General features: G+C 59.8%; 22 protein-coding genes and 2 pseudogenes. 9 read left to right on the top strand and 15 right to left on the bottom strand.

All coding sequences use genetic code 11. The annotated features are described in order from the left end of the window. Positions 1-17: 17 nt before the first annotated feature. Positions 18-1,163, bottom strand: coding sequence for a glycosyltransferase family 4 protein (locus QD357_RS18010; protein WP_107107699.1), 1,146 nt, complete (start codon positions 1,161-1,163; stop codon positions 18-20). A 105-nt stretch (positions 1,164-1,268) separates the two neighbouring features. Further along, positions 1,269-1,751 (bottom strand): annotated as a pseudogene (locus QD357_RS18015) (polysaccharide biosynthesis/export family protein); the annotation flags it as partial. A gap of 192 nt (positions 1,752-1,943) precedes the next feature. Here QD357_RS18015 and QD357_RS18020 point away from each other — a divergent pair. After that, positions 1,944-4,148, top strand: a complete 2,205-nt coding sequence (locus QD357_RS18020) for a GumC family protein (RefSeq protein WP_414124656.1) — start codon at positions 1,944-1,946, stop codon at positions 4,146-4,148. On the opposite strand, the gene QD357_RS18025 is transcribed toward QD357_RS18020, so the two are convergent. After that, complete coding sequence (locus tag QD357_RS18025) at positions 4,149-5,372, bottom strand: GNAT family N-acetyltransferase (protein ID WP_414124662.1); 1,224 nt, start codon at positions 5,370-5,372, stop codon at positions 4,149-4,151. A gap of 160 nt (positions 5,373-5,532) precedes the next feature. Next, complete coding sequence (locus QD357_RS18030; RefSeq protein WP_107107703.1) at positions 5,533-5,742, bottom strand: DUF2842 domain-containing protein; 210 nt, start codon at positions 5,740-5,742, stop codon at positions 5,533-5,535. A 112-nt stretch (positions 5,743-5,854) separates the two neighbouring features. Here QD357_RS18030 and QD357_RS18035 point away from each other — a divergent pair, with 112 nt between their 5' ends. Then, entirely contained in the window at positions 5,855-6,958 is a 1,104-nt protein-coding gene (locus QD357_RS18035) for a COX15/CtaA family protein (protein ID WP_107107704.1), read from the top strand. A 36-nt stretch (positions 6,959-6,994) separates the two neighbouring features. On the opposite strand, the gene QD357_RS18040 is transcribed toward QD357_RS18035, so the two are convergent. From QD357_RS18040 to QD357_RS18075, 8 genes are all read right to left on the bottom strand, one after another. Then, complete coding sequence (locus QD357_RS18040; protein WP_414124657.1) at positions 6,995-8,509, bottom strand: tlde1 domain-containing protein; 1,515 nt, start codon at positions 8,507-8,509, stop codon at positions 6,995-6,997. Positions 8,510-8,968: 459 nt separating this feature from the next. After that, on the bottom strand, positions 8,969-9,901 hold the full coding sequence (argC, locus tag QD357_RS18045) for an N-acetyl-gamma-glutamyl-phosphate reductase (RefSeq protein ID WP_107107706.1): 933 nt from the start codon (positions 9,899-9,901) through the stop codon (positions 8,969-8,971). A 137-nt stretch (positions 9,902-10,038) separates the two neighbouring features. Beyond that, entirely contained in the window at positions 10,039-10,992 is a 954-nt protein-coding gene (gene speB / locus QD357_RS18050; RefSeq protein WP_107107707.1) for an agmatinase, read from the bottom strand. Further along, entirely contained in the window at positions 10,973-11,350 is a 378-nt protein-coding gene (locus QD357_RS18055; RefSeq protein ID WP_107107708.1) for an antibiotic biosynthesis monooxygenase family protein, read from the bottom strand. Before QD357_RS18055 ends, speB begins: the two co-directional genes overlap by 20 nt. A gap of 515 nt (positions 11,351-11,865) precedes the next feature. Continuing rightward, positions 11,866-12,333 carry a 30S ribosomal protein S9 gene (rpsI, locus tag QD357_RS18060; protein WP_028753976.1) on the bottom strand — a complete coding sequence of 156 codons (468 nt, stop codon included), beginning with the start codon at positions 12,331-12,333 and terminating at the stop codon, positions 11,866-11,868. Between the two features lie 2 nt (positions 12,334-12,335). After that, complete coding sequence (gene rplM, locus QD357_RS18065; protein WP_028753977.1) at positions 12,336-12,800, bottom strand: 50S ribosomal protein L13; 465 nt, start codon at positions 12,798-12,800, stop codon at positions 12,336-12,338. Between the two features lie 238 nt (positions 12,801-13,038). After that, complete coding sequence (locus tag QD357_RS18070; protein ID WP_107107709.1) at positions 13,039-13,875, bottom strand: EamA family transporter; 837 nt, start codon at positions 13,873-13,875, stop codon at positions 13,039-13,041. 475 nt (positions 13,876-14,350) lie between these two features. Further along, positions 14,351-14,683, bottom strand: coding sequence for a hypothetical protein (locus tag QD357_RS18075; protein WP_107107710.1), 333 nt, complete (start codon positions 14,681-14,683; stop codon positions 14,351-14,353). 111 nt (positions 14,684-14,794) lie between these two features. Between QD357_RS18075 and QD357_RS18080 the strand changes: the two genes are divergently transcribed. The 7 genes from QD357_RS18080 (at position 14,795) to pstB (ending at position 21,129) form a co-directional block, all read left to right on the top strand. Continuing rightward, positions 14,795-15,223: a CoA-binding protein gene (locus QD357_RS18080; protein WP_028753980.1), complete on the top strand. Its 429-nt coding sequence runs from the start codon at positions 14,795-14,797 to the stop codon at positions 15,221-15,223. 161 nt (positions 15,224-15,384) lie between these two features. Further along, complete coding sequence (locus QD357_RS18085; protein ID WP_107107711.1) at positions 15,385-16,668, top strand: O-acetylhomoserine aminocarboxypropyltransferase; 1,284 nt, start codon at positions 15,385-15,387, stop codon at positions 16,666-16,668. 34 nt (positions 16,669-16,702) lie between these two features. After that, positions 16,703-17,047 carry a cupin domain-containing protein gene (locus QD357_RS18090; protein WP_107107712.1) on the top strand — a complete coding sequence of 115 codons (345 nt, stop codon included), beginning with the start codon at positions 16,703-16,705 and terminating at the stop codon, positions 17,045-17,047. Positions 17,048-17,381: 334 nt separating this feature from the next. Beyond that, the gene (gene pstS, locus QD357_RS18095) at positions 17,382-18,353 is read left to right on the top strand and encodes a phosphate ABC transporter substrate-binding protein PstS (protein WP_245407464.1); all 972 of its coding nucleotides are present in this window, start codon (positions 17,382-17,384) and stop codon (positions 18,351-18,353) included. A gap of 76 nt (positions 18,354-18,429) precedes the next feature. Beyond that, positions 18,430-19,401 carry a phosphate ABC transporter permease subunit PstC gene (gene pstC, locus QD357_RS18100; RefSeq protein WP_107107714.1) on the top strand — a complete coding sequence of 324 codons (972 nt, stop codon included), beginning with the start codon at positions 18,430-18,432 and terminating at the stop codon, positions 19,399-19,401. Positions 19,402-19,411: 10 nt separating this feature from the next. Next, positions 19,412-20,263: a phosphate ABC transporter permease PstA gene (pstA, locus tag QD357_RS18105; RefSeq protein ID WP_107107715.1), complete on the top strand. Its 852-nt coding sequence runs from the start codon at positions 19,412-19,414 to the stop codon at positions 20,261-20,263. 29 nt (positions 20,264-20,292) lie between these two features. Further along, the gene (gene pstB / locus QD357_RS18110; protein WP_107107716.1) at positions 20,293-21,129 is read left to right on the top strand and encodes a phosphate ABC transporter ATP-binding protein PstB; all 837 of its coding nucleotides are present in this window, start codon (positions 20,293-20,295) and stop codon (positions 21,127-21,129) included. 131 nt (positions 21,130-21,260) lie between these two features. Here pstB and QD357_RS18115 read toward each other — a convergent pair whose 3' ends face one another. From QD357_RS18115 to QD357_RS18125, 3 genes and pseudogenes are all read right to left on the bottom strand, one after another. Beyond that, the gene (locus QD357_RS18115) at positions 21,261-22,505 is read right to left on the bottom strand and encodes a cytochrome P450 (protein WP_107108110.1); all 1,245 of its coding nucleotides are present in this window, start codon (positions 22,503-22,505) and stop codon (positions 21,261-21,263) included. Between the two features lie 41 nt (positions 22,506-22,546). Further along, a pseudogene (locus QD357_RS18120) lies at positions 22,547-23,071 on the bottom strand (GGDEF domain-containing protein); the annotation flags it as partial. Between the two features lie 38 nt (positions 23,072-23,109). Then, a partial coding sequence (locus QD357_RS18125; RefSeq protein WP_414124658.1) for an ISAzo13-like element transposase-related protein occupies positions 23,110-23,303 on the bottom strand: 194 nt, incomplete at its 5' end.

Here is a 23,303-nt window from a genome sequence, read left to right on the forward strand (position 1 = left end):
CAACACTTGCTTGTATTCTAATGTTTGCCGTCTAATTCAAGTATATCATAATATAAGTCGACAGTATCTCGCGCCATGACCGATGCCGAAAATGCTGACCGGATTCTGTCGAGATTCGGCATGGTCTGCTGACGCCATTGCGGCTCGCTGATCGCCGCCGCCATGACGCGCGCAAGGTCGTCGGCATTGCCTGCCTCGGCGAGCGCAGGGCTTTGCTCACCAAGCGCTTCGGCAATGCCGCCGACGCGCGAGGCGATCACCGTCTTCTCGGCAGCCAGGGCTTCCAGCACGATATAGGGCATGGCTTCGGCGCGGGAGGGGACGACGACATTCTGCGACATGGCGAAGGCTTCATGCACGCGCATGGCCGGCAACATGCCGATGCGATGACCAAGGCCGCGCTGGATCATCATGGTACGGTATTTGTCCTTGTCCGGTCCGTCGCCGATCATCAGAGCGGAGAGAGGCCGGCCGATCCGCCGTTCGGTCTTGGCAAAGGCATCCACAAACAGATCGGGACCCTTCAGGTCCCGGAGCATGCCGATGTAGACGAAGTGCACCGAGTCCGATCGGGTGGGTATGTTCCGAAAATCGCGCCCGCTGATGCCGTTGTAGATCATCACGGTGCGCGTCCGCGGTTTGCCGATTTTGCTTTCGTAACTTCGGCGCTCGAATTCGCAGATGAAGATCAATCCGTCGGTCAGAAATTCCAGCAGCCGCTCCAAGCTGTGCACCAGCAGGCCTTGTGGCGAGAGGCGCGAGAAATGCAGGCTGCCGCCATGCGCGGTATAAAGGCGGGCAACGCGATACCTGTTCACCCGCAAGGCTGAGCCGAGGATGCGTGCAAGCAGGCCGCCCTTGGCGCCGTGCCCATGCAGCACATCCGGCCGCAAACTTTTGACTTTGTTGTAGCTGTCCCAGAGCGTCGTAGCGTCCGACAGGCTGATCTGACGTCGGATCGGCAGGCGCGTCACGCCGAGCGCGAGGAACGGTCTGACATCGTCGAACAGCCGGTCCTCATGCGCCCCGCCGGTGAGGCTGTCGCAGAGAATGCCGACCGCATGTCCGGCCTTGCTCTGTTCCTCCGCCAGATCGCGGACATGGCGGAATATCCCGCCGACCGGAGACCTGAAGCAATGAAGGATGCGGAGCGGTCTTGCCATGATCGGAAACGGTMAGAATAGCCGTTCGCGGACATAGATCGTGTCGCCCGCGAGCACAGGATCGGAGATGCCCACCCGCCCGGTMATGACATGGCCATTGATCTTGCGGGTAACGTCGGCATTGGACTGGTTCGCGCGGCTGCTGAAGCCGCCGGCAACCGCGATGGCGTTCTGAATGGTCATGCCGGGCACGTAGGAATACTGACCAGGCTGGCCGACTTCGCCCATGATATAGACGGAGCGGTAGCGGTCGACGTCGATGGTGACGTCGGGATCGCGGATATAGCCTTGACGAAGTTTTTGCGCGATCTGGCCGGAGAGTTGCTGCAGCGTGCGGCCGCGGGCAGGGACCTGGCCGATCAGCGGGAAGGCGATGTAGCCGGCCTGGTCGACCGTATAGGTATTCGTCAAGCCTTGCTGGTCGAAGACGGTGACGCGCAGACGGTCGCCGCTGTCCAGCGTATAGGGCTGGATCGTTGCTTCACTGAAGGCTTTCGGTGCCGGCTGATAGGTGTTGCAGCCACTGAGCGCAGCGCTCACGGCAGCAATGCCGAGTGCCAGGACAATCTTTGGCGTTGCGAAGGGCATTTCGCGCTCACAGGAGAGGAAAATCACTGTCGTCGTTATCGATCCGTTAGGGTTAACGGTCGGTAAAGAGGAAGAAAAATTCCACGTTCTTTATTAGTAATTACGAAAATAATACACAGGAAATACTATTAACGGTTGGGTTACCATAGTCGTTTACGCTTAATTCGGCTTTATATTACGGAGTTCTTGTATATGCCCGGCGTCAACAGCAGCCAGCAGGATGTCGATATTGACCTCGCGCAGCTTTTTCGCGCCGTTTGGCAGCGCCGTGTGCGCGTTATCGCCATCACGTTGGTCGGCGCTTGCCTGGCCTTTGCGGTTGCCAAGATCGTCTCGCCGGAATACCGCAGCGAAACGCGCATTTTGATCGAACAGCGCGCCCCGGCTTTTGCAACCACGACACAGAATAATGATGCCAGCTCCGCTCCGCTGCTCGATGAACTCAACATTGCGAGCCAGGTACAGATCCTGCAATCGGCCGATCTCATCAAGCAGGTGATTACCAACCTGAAGCTCTACGAGCGCCCCGAGTTCGATGCCGCCACCAAGAGCTCGGCCTTTTCCGACATTCTTGTCATGCTGCACCTGAAAAAGAGCCCGCTCGACAAGGCGCCGGAAGAGCGGATGCTCGACGCCTTCACCAATAAGCTTCAGGTCTATCAGATCAACAGCTCGCGCGTCATCGGCATCAGCTTCACCTCCCGCGATCCGGATCTGGCGGCCAGCGTTCCGAACGCCATGGCGCAGGTCTACCTATCGATGCAGAGCGGCGCCAAGCTTGATTCCAACAGCGAGGCGACGCGCTGGCTGGAGCCCGAGATCGCCAACCTGCGCAACAAGGTCAACGAAGCCGAGAAGAAGGTCGCCGACTATCGCTCTGCCAACGGCCTGCTGCAGACCAGCGACAACAATACTTTCGCGACGCAGCAGCTTGCCGATATTTCCGGCCAATTGGCGCAGGTGCGCGGCGAAAGGGCCAATGCCGAGGCGCGGGCTCAGGCCGTGCGCAACGCGCTCGCCACCGGCCGTTCCACCGATACGCTCGCCGATGTTTCAAGCTCGCAGACTATCCAGCGACTGAAGGCGACGGAGTCCAGCCTGGAATCGCAGATCTCGGATCTCTCGACGACGTTGATGGAGGGCCACCCGCGGCTGAAGAGCCTGCGCGCCCAGCTTGCCGACATCCGTCAGCAGATCGACCGTGAAACAAAGAAGATCCTTGCCAGCATCGAGAATGAAGCCAAGGTGGCACAACTGCGCGAGCAGCAGCTCCTCGGCCAGTCGAACACGTTGAAGGCCGACAGCGCCAGGGCAGGGGAAGACGCAGTCGGCCTCAATGCGCTGGAGCGCGAGGCGGCCGCGGAGCGTCAATTGCTGGAAACCTATCTCGCGCGCTACCGTGAGGCCGCTTCCCGCGTCGATAAGAATTCGAGCCCGGCGGATGCCCGCGTGGTCTCCCAGGCCGTCGAACCGGTTGATCCCTATTTCCCGAAGATCGGTCCGATCGTCGTCGTCGCCACGCTTGCAACCTTTATTCTGACCTCCATTGTCATCATGCTGGCCGAACTCTTCAGCGGCCGCGCGTTGCGTCCGGTCGGCCCGGTCGAGCGTGAAGCCCCGGCCCGCAAGGAAACCGCTCGTTCGGAAACCGCAATCGAAGCCGCTCCCGCCAAACTTGTCCCCGCAGCGCGTCAAGGCGACGTGCCGGCAAGCTTGCTCTCCGTTGCTGCCKATGAGGCGTTGGCGCAGGAGATGGAAAAAGCGGTCGATCTTGGCCATCCACCGGAAGAGGCGGAAGACGAAGAGGATTTTTCCATCCAGTCGGTCGCCGATTATCTGATCGAACGCGACTCCCGCCTCGCTATCGCCATATCGCCGACTGGTGACAATGGGTCCACGGCAACCGTGATGCTGGCTCGCACCATCGCCGATGCCGGACGCCGCATCGTCCTGGTCGATATGACCGGAACGGGCTGCCMCTCGCGCCTGATGGCCGAAAGTGCAGGTCTTTCCGGAGTAACCGATCTGCTTTGCGGTGAGGCTGCCTTTGCCGATACCATTCATCCCGACCGCCTTTCCGATGCCCATCTCGTGCCGCAGGGCACCAGCGACCTTGGCCGGGCCATGCGCGGCGCTGACCGCCTGTCCCTGATCCTCGACGCACTCGGCTCGGCCTATGATATCGTCCTGGTCGAATGCGGCGCCGCCGACGTCTCGGGGGTTGCGAGACTGACGCGCAGCAAGGATACGGAAATCATTCTCTCCATGCCCGAACCGGACGAGAACCAGTTCATGACGGCAATGACGGAATTCCAGAAGGCTGGCTATGAGCACATCATCCTGATGTCCGGCTGGCGTGAGGAACATGGCCCCGACGCGCGTCAGCACGCGGCCTGATCAATCCTTCTCGGCCTCTGCGGCTGAGGTCTCTTTGCCGCTTTGCCGCGCTCGCAGCCGCTGGATCAATCCATAGAGCTGCGGATTGGTCTTGATGGCCGCCTTGGCGCGCGTCATCCCCCGTTGCGCGAAAGCCGCCGCATGGCCGATCCCGGAAACCGGCAGGATCAGGTCATGCTGCGTCGTTTCCATCGGGCACCAGGAGCGTTTGTAGTTCTGGTCGCCGATGCCGAAATCGAAGACGGCGGCACCCTCGCGATGAAGCCGTTCGATCATCAGCCAGAACAGCAGTTCACCAGGGCTCGCTTCGGGAACCAGCGCCTCGTCGATMGAGGCAAACTGGCAGATGACATGATCGCCCTTGCGCGAGAGAGCAGCTACGGCGGGGATGTGTCCTTCGTGCTCGCCCTTCAGCCGTAGGGCATGCATCTCCAGCGCAGCATAGGATCGCTCCTTGTTGCCCAGCTCCAGCAGCCTGTGCAGCACAGCTTGGGTCGGCGCATCCTGGAACACGTCCGGCAGGCCAGCCGCTTCGAAGCGGACCGCTTTTTGCCGGAAGAAAAGGTCAAGAAGATCATCCCGCTGATCGGGAGCCGCGATCACATATTCGTAACCGCCTTTCTCGTTGAGAAGACGGGACTGGTGGTTGAATTTCTTGCGTCGCCGTTTCGCATTCACCTGCTTCAGGGTCGCTTCGAAGGCGCCCAGGAAAGGCAATTGAAAGGCATGGTTCTGGTTCTCGACGGCGGGCATCGAGGCGAGGGGGCTTTTGCGGCCGCGCCAGTCCAAAGGCACGTTGCGCAGGAGCATCAGGTCGGCCTTGCCCTGCAGCGCCCGTGCAATCTCTGCCTGCTGCGATGCCGAAAAGCCATTCTCCGCTGTTTCGAGAAATTCGCTGGAGAACAGGCCGGTATTGATGTTGCTATGACGGGCGCCGATGAATTCGGCGCGGCGGATGCCGTGACTGCGGATGATTTCGAGAGGCAGGATAAAGGCGGTGCGGCCATTGAAAGAGCCGCGGACGATGGCCAGCGGATACCGAAAGGTCTCGACCCAGGCGGCGCACCAGTCGTAGCTCTGATGAAACGAGGCGAGATCGTCTTGCTCCAGCGCCCGCCACTCGGCCTCCAACGGCGCCATGCTGTCGAAGATGTCGACGCGCATGCCGTCGCCTGCCGCACCCGCAACGGGAATGGCTGCGATATCGAGCTTCTGCGTTTGCACCTTCTGCGCCTGCATTTCGGCGTCTCCAATCGGACAGCATTTGCACGCAGTCTTCAGGGCAGGCGGCTTATTTTTGGTTTAAGGCGAGAAGATCAGGCGGATTTCCCATTGATCACGGTTATCTCCACGTAAATTCGAAATCGCTTGGATAGGTCGACACCTATTGCGGGCGAGGCCCGGCCATCCATTTGATGATGCCCATGGCTGGCAGTATCCAGATGAGGCCGCTGGCGGCGAAATAGAGGAACTGCACCCAGCCTGGCTGATCGCCAAGCGTACGCACCGCCACGATCATCGCCACGATCGCATAGATGACGACCAGCAGGACGAGCAGAATCATCCCGATGAATTTGCGCAGGCGAAGGGGCAAGGGCAGTCTCTCCTCTCTCAACGGCGTGCCGCGACGGCATGCCGCAAAGTCTCGGGACTTGTTTTGCACGCCCCTATCAGGCAAATCAACAGCCGGATTGAAGGGAGATCCCATGGTTGTCGCTAATTTCACGTCGGAACAGGCCGTTTTGAACGAAGTGGCCCGCCAGGACCGCAATCGCCGCGCCATCCGCATCTGGCTTGCCTGTGTGCTTCTGGCGCTTTTTGCTCTGGTGCTCGTCGGGGGCGCGACGCGCCTGACCAATTCCGGCCTGTCGATCACCGAATGGCAGCCGATCCATGGTGTCATCCCGCCGCTCAATGCGCAGGAATGGCAGGAGGAATTCGACCTCTACAAACGCATCCCGCAGTTCCAGCAGTTGAACAAGGACATGACGGTCGATGAGTTCAAAGGCATCTTCTGGTGGGAATGGGCGCATCGGCTGCTTGCCCGCGGCATGGGCGTCATCTTCGGCGTGCCGTTGCTGTTCTTCGTTTTGACCGGCCGCGTCGAGCGCAAGCTATGGCTGCCGCTCGGCGGCATTTTCGTACTCGGCGGCCTGCAGGGCGCGATCGGCTGGTGGATGGTATCATCCGGCCTGGAAGCGCGCACCGATGTCAGCCAATATCGTCTCGCCACCCACCTCGTTACGGCCTGCCTGATCTTTGCCGCCTGCATGTGGTTCATGCGGGCGCTGTCGCCGCACTCGAACGATCCGACGCCGACGCGCTATTCGGCAAAGCTTGCCGGCCTCATCACTTTCATGGCGCTGTTCCAGATCTATCTCGGCGCGCTGGTGGCCGGCCTCGACGCCGGCCTCTCCTATAATACCTGGCCGCTGATGGATGGCGCGGTGGTGCCGGGAGGGCTGTTTGCGCAATCGCCGGGTTGGATCAATTTCTTCGAGAACCCGAAGATGGTGCAATATGTCCACCGCCTCGGCGCCTATGCGCTTTTCACTGTGGTTGCCATCAACATGATCATCTCGCTGCGCGCTGCCGCACAGACGACGCATGCCCGCCGTTCGGTCGTGTTGTTCGTGCTGGTGCTGATCCAGGCGATCCTCGGCATTTCGACGCTGCTCATGGAGGTGCCGCTGCATCTGGCATTGGCCCATCAGGCCGGCGCTCTCATCGTCTTCGGCTTCGCCATTGCCAATTGGCGCGGTTTCTATGGCGAATATCCGCACCAGACCGTCATCACCGTGGGGAACTGAGGCGAATGATCGCCTCGCCCTTGTGTTTCGCTAAACTCAGCGCGACGCAACATTGCTGGGCGCCGACGACAGACGCGCTACCACCTGGATACGCTTGATCTCACCGCGCTTGAAGGCTGCCAGGAAGCGGCTGTAATCCTTAAAGACCACGCAGCCATTCGATTCTCCGCGGCCGCTTCTGAGCATATACGTGTGAGCCAGCAAGCCGACGCGACCATAGACGCGGGCGCCGTTTGCGGGTGTCAGGCGCAGTGCCTGCACGCCATGGAACAGGCTTTCCCGATATGTCAGGTTATAAGTTTCAGGCGGCGTCGGGCCGGTGTTCTTGCGGTCGACATATTGGGGATTGTCACGCATGTGACCGAGGCCGGAATGGGCCTCGAGGCGTTCGCCGCCCGGCAGGTAGACGGTTCCGGCCGAGATATCGTAGATGGCGGTTCCGCCGCGCGGGGTAACGGCGGCGAACGGGTTGAGGAACGGCCGTKACCGCTTGACCTCTTCCTCCGGCTTGGCATAGGCCAGCGCGCGGGTGGGCGAGGTGTCAGCTTCGTCAGCAGCGTCCTGCGTGCTTGCGTCCGAGGCGGTGACCCTTGCAACGACATGGGCCGGACGCGGCAGCGGCACTACACTGGGTAGTTCCTCGACAACAGACGCGTCTTCCGCTTCTGCGAGGTCGATGGTTCCGGCGTCCGTCTGATCCGGACGTGGCATTGGGATGATGTCGAAAGGCTGCGAAGCCGAATCGCTGGAAGCAGTCGTCGCGAGGCTTTCCGCAACCGCACGGTCGATCGCTCCAGCCGACGGAGCGGCCGATGCCATCTCCGTGGGCGCCGCATCGCTTGCGGACGCTGCGATCGGCAGACTGTCCTTGGCCGGATGATCCAGGGCAGCCAAATTTGGCCCTGCGGCTTGGATTGCGGGTTTGCCCAGTGCAACTTCTGCCGACCGCGGCATGGAACCGCCGAGGGCCGTGATCGAGACGGCCGCTCCTGCGATCTCGCTCTGCATGACAGATTTCCCGGCATTCGTCAGGGCGAGGGCGGTGGCGTCGCGCAGATGCGCAACCGTTTCCGGCGACACCGGTGCGTCGTTCTTGGCAACGGCCGAAGCCGTCTGAGTCCGTGCGAGATCCGAGGCCTGCTGCGATAGCGCGCTTGCCAATTGCTGCTTGACCAGCCCGCGCGCCAGGATCGCTTTGGAACGTGCTATGGCCTCCTGCCTCTCCGCATCGGCGGACATACCGCTTACCCGTGCTCTTCCGCCCATGGGCGCGGTCTGACTGGCAAGGCGCGCCGCATGCGGGATGTACCCCTGCGGCACGATGAAGGCGGATGCTCTCGGGGTCAGCGAATCCTGCAGCGTAGTATCCGCACCGGGGAGGGACAGGACTATCGATTGGGTGGTGATCAGCGTCGCGGCCACCCAAGCAAAAACCACCACTGCGACGCCAGTGATGGCGGTACCGGGACTGATCCCTGGAGATTTCTTCCGGCGGGAAGCATGGCCGGAACGGGAATTGATATTACCGAACGTCTCGGTCGCAAACGCCATGATACTCGTTATCCAAACTACATACGCACCACGCCGGCTCACAAATGTGCTTACGCCGGGACGCGAAATCTGCGTCCGGCCGTCACTTTGCCGACTGTCGGAAAGCATGCCGAATTATGGTAACCAATTCCTTTACGCCGACCCGATCTTGGAATTGTCTTTTTGCCAAAGCCCGCGATTGTTGCGGCGGCGAAAGCCGAAAAGCAGGCGATAAGGGCTGATTTGTGACCAAAAATTAATAATTGCTAATTAAGTATTATAAAATGCGCGAAAGGGGCGGATCGGACGGATCAACGCCTGCGTCGCATGTCAAATCGTTATCGCGAATGGTCCAGGATGCCCTAAGGGCAGGTGCCTGGAGCTGATTTCAGCCCGCAATAAATCGAGCCCAGCCGATCGACCTCGATAAGGCGATCGGCTGGGCTTCTTTGGTTTTTGACTATTGATCAGGCTGAAACGTCAGGCGCTCAGCATCAGGTCCATGTTCTGGACCGCAGCGCCCGAAGCACCCTTGCCGAGATTGTCGAGCAGAGCGACGAGATTGACCTGGGTGCTACCCGGCGTGCCGAATACGAACAGCTTCATCGTATCCTTGCCGGCCAGTTCGACGGCGTCGACGCGCGGCAAAGCGCGGCTCTCCGCCAGCGGGACGACCTGCACGATGTCCTGACCGGCATAGTGGGCCACAAGCGCAGCATGGATGCTCTCCAGCGTCGCGCCTTCGGCAAGATTGTCAAGGTGCAACGGCACCTGCACGATCATGCCCTGCGGGAACTTGCCGACCGACGGCGAGAAGATCGGCGCGCGGTCAAGCAGGCCATGCGCCGTCATCTCGGGCACATGCTTGTGGGTCAGCGGCAGGCCGTAAAGGAAATGCGGCGCGGTGATTGCATCGGGATGATCGGCATTTTCGATCTGCGCGATCATCTGCTTGCCGCCGCCGGTATAACCGGAAACGGCATTGATGGTGACAGGATAGCCGTCCGGCAGAATGCCGGCAGCACGCAGCGGCCGGATGAGGCCGATGGCGCCGGTCGGATAGCAGCCGGGATTGGCGACGAAACGGGCGGCCTTGATCTTGTCGCCCTGCTCCTTGTCCATCTCGGCAAAGCCATAGGCCCAGCCGGGATTGACGCGATAGGCGGTCGAGGTGTCGATGACGCGGACTTTGTTGTTCGCCGAAACCATCTTTACCGCTTCCTTCGACGCATCGTCGGGCAGGCAGAGGATGGCGATATCGGCGCTGTTCAGCATGTCTTCGCGCATCGCGGCATTGCGGCGCTCGGCTTCCGGAATGGACAGAAGCTCGACATCGCGGCGGTCTGCCATGCGCGTGCGGATCTGCAAGCCCGTGGTTCCGTGTTCGCCGTCGATGAAGATTTTCGGTGCCATTTTATTCCTGCTCTTTCAATAGGTTCAGAGTGTTTCCGGACTCAGTTTGCCATGGAGTTGATTCAAAATGATAACAGCAGTTTTCGAGCGGGCATGATCTCGTCCGAAAACCGCTTCTCACTTTTCGGGATCATGCCTTAGCGACCTGCTGCACGCCTTTCAGCGTGGAGACCGAGCATATACATTGCCACTGTCGCCCCCGCAATGGCGGTGATGTCGGCATGGTCATAGGCCGGGGAAACTTCGACGACGTCCGCTCCCCTGATGTCGAGCTGATGCAGCCGCTGCAGCACCGAAAGGATTTTCGCACTCGACGGGCCACCGGCTACCGGCGTTCCGGTACCGGGTGCATAGGCCGGATCGAGGCAGTCGATATCGAAGGTCAGGTAAGCGGGCGCGCCTTTGGTGTGGGAAATGATCGTCGACGCAATGTCGGCCGCGCTCATAGCCTCGACTTCATGGCCGTAGAGAAGCCGAATGCCGTAATCCTCTGGCGCATGCGTGCGAATGCCGATCTGGATGGAGCGATTGACATCGATCAGGCCGTCACGGGCGGCGCGCGCAACGAAGGAGCCATGATCGATCCGTTTGCCGTCGTCGAACCAAGTGTCCTGATGCGCGTCGAACTGCACCAGCGCCAAGGGGCCATGTTTGGCCGCATGCGCCTTCAGCAATGGCCAGGTGACGAAATGGTCGCCGCCGAGCGTGAGCAAAAAGGCGCCGCTGTCGAGGATCGTGTTCGCTTGCCGCTCGATCTCCGCCGGCGTCTCCTGATGGTTGCCGTAGTCGAGCAGGCAATCGCCATAATCGATGACGGCCATTTCGGCGAAGAGGTCGCGGTGGAAAGGATATTGCGGATCATTGTCGAAGATCGCGGAGGCGCGACGGATCGCCTGCGGCCCGAAGCGCGTTCCAGGCCGATTGGATGTCGCCGCATCGAAGGGAATGCCCCAGACGACGGCGTCGACGCCGTCGAGCGACTTGGTGAAGCGCCGGCGCATGAAGGAGAGCGCCCCCGCAAATGTCGGGTCGCTGGCTGCCGACCTCAGGCTCGTTGCTGAAAAGGCGTGATCAATCGACGTGCTCGGCAAAGGATTCTCCTTCGTTCGCATGGAAACTATAGGCCCGCTCGACCCGGGCGACACGGACTTGGTATTGCTCGTACCAGCGCTCGCGCCCAAGCTTCTGGGCTGCCATGTGCGAGACGACATTCTTCCAGGCCAGAATGCTTTTTTCGTCCCGCCAGAAGGAAATGGTGATGCCGAAGCCATCGCTGCGTCTGGCGCTCTCAAGGCCGAAGCAGCCGTCCTGGGCGAGCGCCAGCGCCTCCATTTTCTCTCCCATGGCCCCATAGCCCTGATCGCCCTCCGTACGGATGGAGGAAAACGAGACGATGTAATAGGGCGGCTTCGGCGTGGCGGCAAAAGGCGATGCGCGATCACGTGTCATAGGGTGTCTCCCGAGGTGAAGAGAAGTAGAGAGCATGGGTGCGGCATGCAAGCATGGGAGCGACAACGAACGCCTATTTGCTTGGTGGAACCGTGCATCGATACGCTTGCTTCACGCAGGCGATTTGCGGCGTCGAACATTGCGCTTTGCCGTCGACAACAGCACAAATCGAACATTGATCGGTAAATTCGTGACAGCCCGGATTGGCTTGCAGGAAATCCCGCATGCTTTCCATGGGGACCGGTAACGGCATCCGCTGAAAAAGCCGCGGTTGCGTAGAGGGCTGAGAATGCCAGCGAAGAGACCAAACCCAATCCCGTGGATCTCATGTCTGCCCCTGCATGGTTCCTATTCCGCTCTAACCTAGTCGATCATACGATAACAGAGAAAAAAGCGCTGACACATCTCAATGTGGAACATCGGCCGCCGAGGACACTGCAGTTCTGACAACTGCACATAAACGAAAAAAGGCCGGGCGAACCCGGCCTTTCCAAAATCCGATCTCGGATAAGCGATTAACGCTTGGAGAACTGGAACGAACGACGTGCCTTGGCGCGGCCGTACTTCTTGCGTTCGACAACGCGGCTGTCGCGGGTCAGGAAGCCGCCCTTCTTCAGGACCGAGCGCAGGCCCGGCTCGAAGTAGGTCAGCGCCTTGGACAGGCCGTGGCGAACGGCACCGGCCTGGCCGGAAAGACCGCCGCCGGCGACGGTGGCAACGATGTCGAACTGGCCGTCACGGGCAGCAGCGACGATCGGCTGACGCAGGATCATCTGCAGAACCGGACGGGCGAAGTATGCCGTGTAGTCCTTGCCGTTGACGATGATCTTGCCGGAGCCCGCCTTGACCCAAACGCGGGCGACGGCGTCTTTGCGCTTGCCGGTCGCGTAGGAACGGCCAAGCGAGTCGACCTTGCGGACGTGAACCGGAGCAGCAGCTTCCGATGCCGTGCCGAGATCCTTCAGGGAAGAGAGATCAGCCATTATCAGGCGCTCCTTACGTTCTTCTTGTTCAGCTTGGCCACGTCGAGAACGACCGGCTGCTGGGCTTCATGGGGATGGTTGGAGCCGGCGTAGACGCGCAGGTTCTTCATCTGGCGACGGCCGAGCGGGCCGCGCGGAACCATGCGTTCGACAGCCTTCTCGAGAACACGCTCCGGGAAGCGGCCTTCGATGATCTGGCGAGCGGTGCGCTCCTTGATGCCGCCGGCATAACCGGTGTGCCAGTAGTAAACCTTGTCTTCGTACTTCTTGCCGGTGAAGACGACCTTGTCGGCATTGATAACGATGACATTGTCGCCGTCGTCGACGTGCGGCGTGAAGGTAGCCTTATGCTTGCCGCGCAGACGCATTGCGATGATAGAAGCGAGACGGCCAACGACGAGCCCTTCGGCGTCGATGAGAACCCACTTCTTCTCCACCTCTGCAGGCTTCTGGGAGAAGGTAGCCATGTTGAATACTCTCTTTTGGATCCCCGGGCCCGAAGGCATCAGGGCGTTTCTTGTTGCTTGGTTTGGCGAGCGAAACGCGCGCCAAAAAGAAAGCAGCCCGGAAAGGCTGCGATCTGGGGCGGCTTATAAAGGGAATGGGTGAGGAGGTCAATAAGAGCGGATTTTGTGATCTGAAAAATTCATAATGAAAATCAATAGGTTAAATATGAGGTATTTTGATACCCCATATTTCTTGTCCCTAAGCCAGTCTCAGAACCAATACGCCCCCTGCAATAATGGCACCCGCCACATAGCGCCAGACGCTCGATCGCTCCTTCAGGATGACCACCGAAATCACCAGCGCGAACAGGATCGATGTCTCGCGCAACGCCGCCACCATGGCGACGGGTGCCTTCGTCATCGCCCACAATGCCAGGCCGTAGGATGTCAGCGAGCCGCCACCGCCGATCAGGCCGCGCCACCAGTTGTAGCGGACATGGGCGGCGACAACGGAGACCCCGCGCCGTGAGATCGCCCACGTAAACAACAGGACCGGCGGCAGGAGCGACATCCACAGTGTATAGGATATGGAATTGCCGGAAAGGCGCGCGCCGATGCCGTCGACATAGGTATAGGTGGCGATAACAACCGCGTTGGACAGAGCGAGCACAATGGCCTGCCGGCCGCCCTTCCGGGCTTCGAAGGCAAGCGTCAATATCCCGGCGCAGATCGTCATCGTGCCGAGCAGCGCGCCGCCGGACAGCGCCTCATGCAGGATGAAGCCGCTGGTCGCCACGATGATCATTGGCGCCACCCCGCGCATCAGCGGATAGACGAGACCGATGTCGCCGGCGCGATAGGCTGCGGCCACCAATTGAAAATAAGCGAACTGCAGGATCGCCGACGCACCGATGAATGGCCAGGCGGCCGAAGCCGGCAATGGCAGAAAGGGCAGAAAGGGCAGGGCGGTTACCGCGCCGCCGGCCGCGACCATCGCTGCATCCAGCGACTTGTCCGTTCCAGCCTTGATGATGGCGTTCCACGTTGCATGCAGCAGCGCGCCGAAGAGAACGAGAGCGATAACGTCAGCGGACACGGAGACCTCGGGATTGCACGGCAACGAGCAAGGATTTGACGATTTGTGGGCATGCAGGCGCCATTTGACCCTCAATGCACCGAAAAGCAACAAAATGTGTGGGTTTTTATGCTTCTGGCTGTTCTTTCTCTCAAGAAATTCAATCGAAAAGCGCGGTTGTGTGTTCTCTGTTTGTTCGAATTATTCGCGCAACCATGAGGTGTTTCTAATTTATGGGAGAATGAAGCGAGAACAAAAATTGCATGCCGGGTGAACGCACGGCGCAAGGTTATTTTAGTAACATTCAAAGCGCTGTGAGGGTGTTATCGTAGTATCATTGACTAAGACGGAAAATTGTAACGCGGAGAATCCCGCTACTTCCAGTCGCTTAAAGCAATCGGAGGCGCAGGAGCCTACTCTGCGTCGCAGATGAGATGGTTCTGATAGGCTGAGCCACATCTCGCGTGAAAGAGGGACAACCTGTCTTGCCGCACGGCTATCGGTGGTGCGGGAAGAGCAAATCATCGTCGTCGAAATCGGTCGACGGCCGGCACGTATAGACGGGGCAATTGGCTCTGTCCTTGGTCGGCATATAGTCCTGGTAGGCATAATAGCCGGGGTCGCAGGCATTGCTGTCGGAGACGACGCGATCGTAAAGCGTCATGTTGCGTACCCTGGTGGATGGATAGCGCATGATGACGGCCCGTTCGCGGTTGATGATCGCCCTGGCCTCACCACAGGTGAAGGACATGGAGTTGTAACGCGAGATCGCCAGGGCCGGTGTGGCGGCGGAGGCGATCAGCAGGCTCAGCAGCACGAATTTTTTCATCGGAGCAATCCTCCTCGAAATTGTTATAATGCTTATATATACGCGAAAGCCGCGGCCGTGGTTTCCGGATTTGTGGCAAAACGCAAGTTTGATCCAATGGGAGGCTGTGTGATGAACCATGACCGTTATGAGGATTCTTATATCGCCGATATCCTTTTATCCGTGCGGACAATCGCGCTTGTTGGCGCATCGCCCAATCCCGCGCGCCCAAGCAACGGCGTCATGGCCTATCTGATGGCGCGAGGCTATCGCGTTATTCCAGTCAATCCCGGACAGGCCGGCAAGGAAATCCTCGGACAGTGGGTTTTTGGTCATCTGGCCGATATTCCCGAGCCGGTCGACATGGTCGATGTCTTCCGCGCGCCGGAATATCTGCGATCGGTGGTCGAAGAGACAATCATGATCGAGCCGCGGCCACCGGTCATCTGGGGCCAGCTCGGCGTGCGAGACGATGCCGCCGCGGCGAGAGCGGAAGCGGCCGGCGTCAAGGTCGTCATGGACCGCTGCCCGGCCATCGAATATCCGCGGCTGGTCGCCTGACGCCGGCAGAGCGCCTCCGACTGCGAAAAACCTGACATGCGATATCGCTGAAAGATGGCAGGTTTTTCACTTGGGTGGAAAAGCTCGGCAAAGTTCGCGGTTAACTTTCAAACCTGAGACGTTATGATCCTCCCGTCACAACAGGGGCGGGAGAAGAGAGTATGGCGACGAATAATCCGGGTTTCGACACGCTGGCAATCCATGCAGGCGCGCAGCCGGACCCGACGACGGGCGCCCGCGCGACGCCGATCTATCAGACCACTTCCTTCGTCTTTCAGGATGCGGACCACGCCGCCGCGCTCTTCGGGCTGCAGCAGTTCGGCAATATCTACACGCGCATCATGAACCCGACCCAAGCCGTGCTTGAAGAGCGGGTGGCCGCTCTCGAAGGCGGCACGGCGGGCCTTGCTGTCGCCTCCGGCCATGCCGCCCAGATGATCGTTTTCCATACCATCATGCAGCCCGGCGACAATTTCGTCGCTGCCAGGCGGCTCTACGGCGGCTCGGTCAACCAGTTCGGTCATTCCTTCCAGAATTTCGATTGGCACGTTCGCTGGGCCGACTCCGCCGATCCCGCGACGTTCGAAGCTCAGATCGACAGCCGTACCCGCGGCATCTTCATTGAAAGCCTTGCCAATCCGGGCGGCACCTTCGTTGACATCGAGGCGATCGCCGCCGTTGCCCGCAGACATGGCCTGCCGCTGATCGTCGACAATACCATGGCCAGTCCCTATCTCATCCGGCCGCTGGAACATGGCGCCGACATCGTCGTGCATTCCCTAACCAAATTCATTGGCGGCCACGGCAATTCCATGGGCGGCATGATCATTGATGGCGGCACCTTCGACTGGTCTGCTTCAGGTAACTATCCGATGCTGTCGACGCCGAGGCCGGAATATAACGGCATCGTGCTGCACGCGACCTTCGGCAATTTCGCCTTCGCCATAGCCTGCCGCGTCCTCGGCCTGCGCGATCTCGGCCCCGCCATTTCCCCTTTCAACGCCTTCCTGCTTCTTACGGGCATCGAGACGCTGCCGCTGCGCATGCAGCGCCATTCCGACAATGCGATCGCCGTCGCACGCTGGCTGAAACAGCAGGACAAGGTGGCCTGGGTGAACTATGCCGGTCTTGAGGACGACCCGAACCATGCGCTGCAACAGCGCTATTCGCCCAAGGGGGCGGGTTCTGTCTTCACCTTCGGTTTGAAGGGCGGCTATGAAGCAGGCAAGGGATTGGTGGAGGGCCTGGAGCTCTTTTCCCATCTCGCCAATATCGGCGACACGCGCTCGTTGGTCATCCATCCCGCCTCGACGACGCACAAACAGCTCACCGACGAGCAGAAAATCGCCGCCGGCGCCGGTCCTGATGTCGTCCGCCTGTCGATTGGTATCGAGGACGTCAAGGACATCATCGCCGACCTCGAGCAGGCGCTGGCGAAGGTGTGATACGCGAGCGTTTCCTGATAGGGACGGAGGATTTATGACAACATATTTACGATTGGACACCGACGGCATCGAGCCGGAAACCGGAGCTCCTGCCGCCGATCGCATCCTTTCCGGTGCGCCAGGGTTCCGGACCTGGAGTGTCGAGGAAGCCGATGGCGGCCTCTATGCCGGCATATGGGAGGCGACGCCTGGCAAATGGCAAATCGTCTATGACGAGTGGGAGTATTTCCATATCCTTTCGGGCTATTCGGTGATGACCGCCGAAAACGGCGAGACTTTTCATCTGCGCGCCGGCGATCGCATGATTCTGAGACCCGGCTTCAAAGGGACGTGGGAAGTCATTGAAACGACTCGAAAGGATTATGTGATCCGTCTCTGAAGGCCGTGCGGATTCCGCCGCAAAACCGATCGCTTCAAACCGGAAAGGTCGGCGCCATTGGATGCAGACAGGCATTCGCGGCAGAGCCAGCGCAATCAGCCATTCCTATTGCTGTAAGTTGTGTCACTGGCCTTTCACCAAACTGTCATCAAACTGAAACACTGCGAGATTAGAGCCATCACTGTCGCCAGGGGATTGAGGTGGGGTTGTGAACCGATGGGGCGCTCCACGCTATCTCCTGCTCGCCATTCATTCATCACTTGAGGAAGTGAGTTCAATCATGTTGAATCAGAAATTTCGTTCGCTTTGCCTGACTGCAGGCTTCATCGCGGTTATGGCCGTTTCGGCCTCGGCTGCCGACATCACGGGCGCCGGCTCGAGCTTCATCGCTCCGGTTCTGTCCAAGTGGGCCGAAGGCTACAAGGCTGCGACGAACAATGTCGTCAACTACCAGTCGGTTGGTTCGGGCGCTGGCATCAAGCAGCTCCTCGACAAGACCATCGTATTCGGCGCTTCGGACAAGCCGATGAGCGACGCTGACCTCGAGAAGAACGGCATTGCCCAGTTCCCGATGATCTCCGGCGGTATCGTCGTTTCCTATAACGTTGAAGGCGTAAAGCCGGGCGAACTCGTTCTCGACGGCAAGACGCTGGGCGACATCTTCCTCGGCAAGATTGCCAAGTGGGACGACACGGCCATCAAGGCCCTCAACCCCGACCTGAAGCTGCCTTCCACGGCGATCTCCGTCGTTTATCGTGCCGACAGCTCGGGCACGACCTTCAACTTCACCGATTACCTATCGAAGGTTTCGCCGGAGTGGAAGGAAAAGGTTGGTTCGAACACGGCAGTTGAATGGCCGGTCGGCTTCGGCGCCAAGGGTTCCGAAGGCGTTTCCACCACTGTCAACCAGACCGCTGGTTCGATCTCCTACGTTGAATATTCCTACGTCGTCGCCAATCACATCGGTTTCGCGAAGATGAAGAATGCTGCCGGCAAGGTTATCGAGCCGAGCCTCGACACCTTCAAGGCTGCTGCTTCCAACGCCGATTGGGCTCATGCTAAGAACTTCAACCTGATCATCACCAATCAGCCGGGCGAAAAGAGCTGGCCGATTGCAGCTTCGACCTGGGTTATGCTCTACAAGAAGCCTGCCGATGCTGCTAAGAACGAAGAAGCTCTGAAGTTCTTCAAGTGGGCCTATCAGAACGGTCAGAAGGATGCGACCGCTCTGTCCTATCTGGCGGTCCCGGAAACTGTTGCCGCTGTTGTCGAAGAGTCCTGGAAGAAGGACTTCGGCACGAAGTAATTTGTGCTGGCTGAGAAGTTGCGGCGGACAGGGTATAAGCCCTGTCCGCCTTTCGTGACAGGACAAGGGGAAATCGATGGCTGACGCGATTCAGACGGCTGGCTTCCAGGCTGTGGATACCACCGCCGCCACCAGAAAATTCCGGATACAGGATCGGATTTTCTATTTTATGACGCTTGGCTCGGCTACTCTTGTCGTGCTTCTGCTGCTGGCAATCCTTGCGGTTCTTGTCATCGATGCCTTGCCGACCTTCCAGACCTTCGGATTGTCGTTCCTTTGGGGCACGAAGTGGAGCGCTCCAGCCGATATCTACGGTGCTGTGCCTGCCGTGGTCGGCACGCTGGTGAGTGCGTTCATCTCCATGCTGATTGCCGTTCCGCTCGGCATCGGCATCGCCATCTTCCTCACGGAACTTTGCCCCGGTAGCCTGCGTCGTCCGATCAGCACGGCCATCGAGCTTCTGGCGGGCGTTCCCTCCATTATCTACGGCATCGTCGGTCTGTTCATTCTCGTGCCGCTGATGCAGAATTATGTCCTGCCCTTTCTTATGATGACGATCGGCCAGGTGCCGGTGATCGGCTTGCTATTCCAGCCGCCGGCGCCGGGTGTCGGCTTGTTGACGGCAAGCCTCGTGCTGGCTGTCATGATCCTGCCGTTCATCACCGCGATCGCCCGCGACGTGTTCAGCACCGTGCCGCCGATGCTGCGTGAATCGGCTTACGGCATGGGCATGACCACATGGGAAGTGGCTCGTAACATCCTGATCCCATATACGCGTCGCGGCCTCGTTGGCGGCATCATGCTCGGCCTCGGCCGCGCGCTTGGCGAAACCATGGCCGTCACCTTCGTTGTAGGCTCGGTAAGCCGTCTGCAAGCGTCGATCATCTCGCCATCCACCACCATTTCCGCCCAGATCGCGAATAACTTCGGCGATGCCGACGGTCTGCAATTGTCGAGCCTGATTGCGCTCGGCCTGCTCCTGTTCGTCCTTTCCTTCTGCGTGCTTGCGCTGGCGAGGTGGATGATCGGCCGCGGCGACTCGCTCTGAGGAAAAACCGATGGAAAATGCAATTCGTCAGAACCTCGTGTCGAGGCGTTATGGGAAGAACCGGGTGATGATGGCCCTGTGCTTTCTCGCGGCCATCCTCGGCATATTCTTTCTCAGCGTTATCCTTGTGACCCTGGTTTATCGCGGTGTATCGGCGCTCAGCCTCGACGTTTTCACAATGTCGATCCCAGCTCAGGGCTCGCGCGGCGGCCTGATCAACGCCATCTACGGCACTGTGCTGGTCACGGGCGCCGCCATCCTGATCGCCGCGCCGATCGGCATTCTCGCCGGCACCTATCTGGTGGAATATGCCAACGGCACCAAGCTTGCCGAAGCTGCCAAGTTCATCAATGACATCCTGCTGTCCGCACCCTCGATCATCGTCGGTGTGTTCGTCTACGGTGCCGTGGTCGTGCCCATGCACGGCAACTCTGCCATCGCCGGCATCCTCGCGCTGGCGCTGATCGCTCTCCCGGTCGTCAATCGCACGACGCAGGACATGCTAATGCTGGTGCCAAATGCGCTTCGTGAGGCGACCGCCGCGCTCGGCGCGCCGCGCTGGAAGTCCATGATGATGGTGATCTACCGTTCCGCCTGGACGGGCATCCTCACCGGCATCCTGCTGGCCGTAGCCCGTATCAGCGGCGAAACCGCGCCGCTTCTCTTCACGGCCGGCTACAGCAAATTCATGAATGCGGGACTGACCGGTCCAATCGCCACGCTGCCGGTTGCCATCAATACGCTCGCCGCCGATGCAGGCGAGGATCTCAAACAATTGGCTTGGGCCGGCGCGCTGATCATCACCGTTGCCATCCTTGCCCTCAACATCCTTGCCCGTGTCTTGAGTGGGCGCCGCCAGTGACGCAGCCGCCGAACGATAGGAATGAAACCATGAACATGAGCGATAGCAATTTTCAGAGCGTCAACACACAGCCGGGGAAGGACGCCGTTTCTCAGTCGGGTGTCGGTGGCGTCGCGAAACTTGAGGTGAAGAACCTCGATTTCACCTATCAGAACGGTCATCGCGTTCTGAAGGGTGTCAATATGAACATCCGCAAGAATGCGGTMACCGCCTTCATCGGCCCTTCGGGTTGCGGTAAGTCCACGCTGCTGCGCACCTTCAATCGGATGTATGATCTCTATCCGGGCCAGACGGTTGGGGGCGAGATCCTGCTGGACGGCCGCAATATCCTTGCGAAGGACGTCGATCTGAACGATTTGCGTGCCAAGGTCGGCATGGTGTTCCAGAAGCCGACGCCGTTCCCGATGTCGATCTATGAGAACGTCGCTTTCGGCATCCGGCTCTATGAGAAGATTTCCAAGGCGGAAATGGACGCTCGCGTCGAAGCGGCGCTGACGGAAACTGCGTTGTGGAGCGAAGTGAAGGACAAGCTGCACCAGAGCGGACTTGGCCTTTCCGGCGGTCAGCAGCAGCGCCTCTGCATCGCCCGCGCCATCGCGGTCAAGCCGTCCGTGCTGCTTCTCGACGAGCCGACCTCGGCTCTCGATCCGATCTCGACCGCTAAGATCGAAGAACTCGTGTCGCAGTTGAAGGGCGAGTTTACGATCGTCATCGTGACGCACAACATGCAGCAGGCAAGCCGCATCTCCGACAACACCGCCTTCATGTATCTTGGCGACCTGATCGAATACGGCCCGACCGAGCAGATTTTCCAGGCGCCGAAAGTCAAGCGCACGGAAGACTACATCACCGGCCGTTACGGCTGATACGGAAGAGGCGGCACCGTCCCGCTTCCAGTGATTTTGCGATGGCGCGCCCACCCGGCGCGCCATCTGCGTTTTGGGGGATGATTCATGAGCCCGGCGCGTCGTTCGACATCGACGTCGTCGAACTTAACTCACCAGCTCAATTCCAGCTTGTCGAGGCCATGGAATTGATAGAGGTCCTTGACCTCCGGCGTCTTCTTGAGCTTCAGGCCGCGCAGGCGCTCGAACAGGATCGGCAGCACCGCATTCAATTCCAGCCGCGCCAACGGCGCACCGATGCAGAAATGGATGCCGGCGCCGAAGGAGAGGTTGGGCGCTTCATTGCGGTCGGGCTTGAAGGTGAGGGGATCGGAGAACTTCGTGGGGTCCAGATTGGCGGCGGCGAGAATCAATGCCGCCTTGTCGCCACGCTCGAAGGAAACGCCGTCGATCTCCGCCGACTCCAGGCACCAGCGCTGGAAAACATGCACGGGCGCGCAGATCCGCAGGGTTTCCTCGACCGTGCGCTCCGTTGTCGCCTCGTCCTTGAAAAGCTCGGCCGGCGCATAGCCGCTCTCCAGGATGACGCGAACGGAATTGCCGATCTGGTGCACCGTCGCCTCGTGGCCGGCATTGAGCAGCACGATCGTCGTCGAGACCAGCTCGTCTTCCGTCAGATACTGGCCCTTGTGCTCAGTGGTGATCATATGGGTGAGGAGATCGTCGCGCGGATTGGCGCGGCGCTCGCGAATGACTGTTTTCACGTAGTCGGCAAATTCCTTGGCCGCCTGATCCGCCGCGATCTCATCTTCGGGCGTGCGGCCGAAGATGTACATACGCACATAGGCATGCGACCACTTCAGCAACTGCGGCCCCATCTCTTCCGGAATGCCGATCATCCGCGCGATCATCGTGACGGGAATGATGTCGGCAAAGGCCGACAGCAGTTCGACTTCGCCTTTTTTCTCGAAATTGTCGATCAGCCGGTTGGCGAGCTCGGCCAGCTCCGGCTTCATCTTCTCGACGTGACGCGAGACGAAAGCGCGATTGACGAGGGTTCTCAGCCGCGTGTGTTCCGGCGGTTCGATTTCGAGAAGCGAATGCTGTTCGGCAAGGTCGAAGTTTTTCAGATGTGGCTGCGGTGCGGGCAGGCCGAGTTCTTCGCGGCTGGCGATATGCAGGATCTGCCGGCCGAAGCGGCGGTCGCGCAGCAGGCCGTTCACATGATCATAGCCGGTGAAATACCATTGCTGCTGCTGTTCCCAATAGAAGGTGGGACATTCGGCATGCAAGGCAGTGTAGACGGCGTTCGGATTGTTGTAGAAGGCGGGATCGCGGGCATTGAGGGACACGCGACGCGCGACGGGATCGATGGAGAAAACGGAGGATGTGGTCATGACGAAAGGATTATCGGAATAAATCGGCTGGGAAAAGGCCATTACATCCGCGACAAAGTGCCGAGGCGGCGCAGAGCATGGATCTGATCGTCGAGCGTCGGCACAAGTTCACCGCCGTTGGGATCGGGCGGCGTATCCGTGGCCGTTGCCGCTTCCGTTTCGCTGAAGACGATCGTGCAGTTGCGGCCGGCGCGCTTGGCGGCATAAAGCGCCCGATCGGCGGCGGAAACCAGCCGGTCCCAGTTGGCGGTGTCGCACGGCATGATCGCCAGACCGATACTGACGGTCGCCGGCACCAATGAGCGGCCGGCAAGCAGCGGCACCCGGCAGAATTCCATGCGGATAGTCTCGGCGATCGCCTCGGCCTCCGACTGGTCGTCGACGAGGACGAAGGCGGTGAATTCCTCGCCACCCATGCGGCCGAATGCGCCGCCGCGCGGCACGAACTGCCGTCCGATGCGGGCGAATTCGGCAAGCACGATATCGCCTGTCTGGTGGCCATAACGATCGTTGATCGCTTTGAAGTGATCGAGATCGAACAACAGCGTGGCGATCTTCTGCGAGTCCTTGTCGGTTTTCCCGGCGATAAGGCACTGTTGATAAATTATCGCACCGGTGGTGGGATGATTGGGCTGATTGTGTAGTTCCAATCGCCATGGAATTGATGACGGTTGATGTTGATCGCATCCATCTCGGCATCGCTGACCTTGATGCCGGCGGGGTAGATATTGGTGTCGATCTCGGACTTGACTGTGAGACCGGCTTTGGTCGTGGTTGCGGCAATCAGTTGGACAATGG

Source organism: Rhizobium sp. BR 317, from assembly GCF_047445835.1.
GTDB classification, from domain to species: domain Bacteria; phylum Pseudomonadota; class Alphaproteobacteria; order Rhizobiales; family Rhizobiaceae; genus Rhizobium; species Rhizobium paranaense.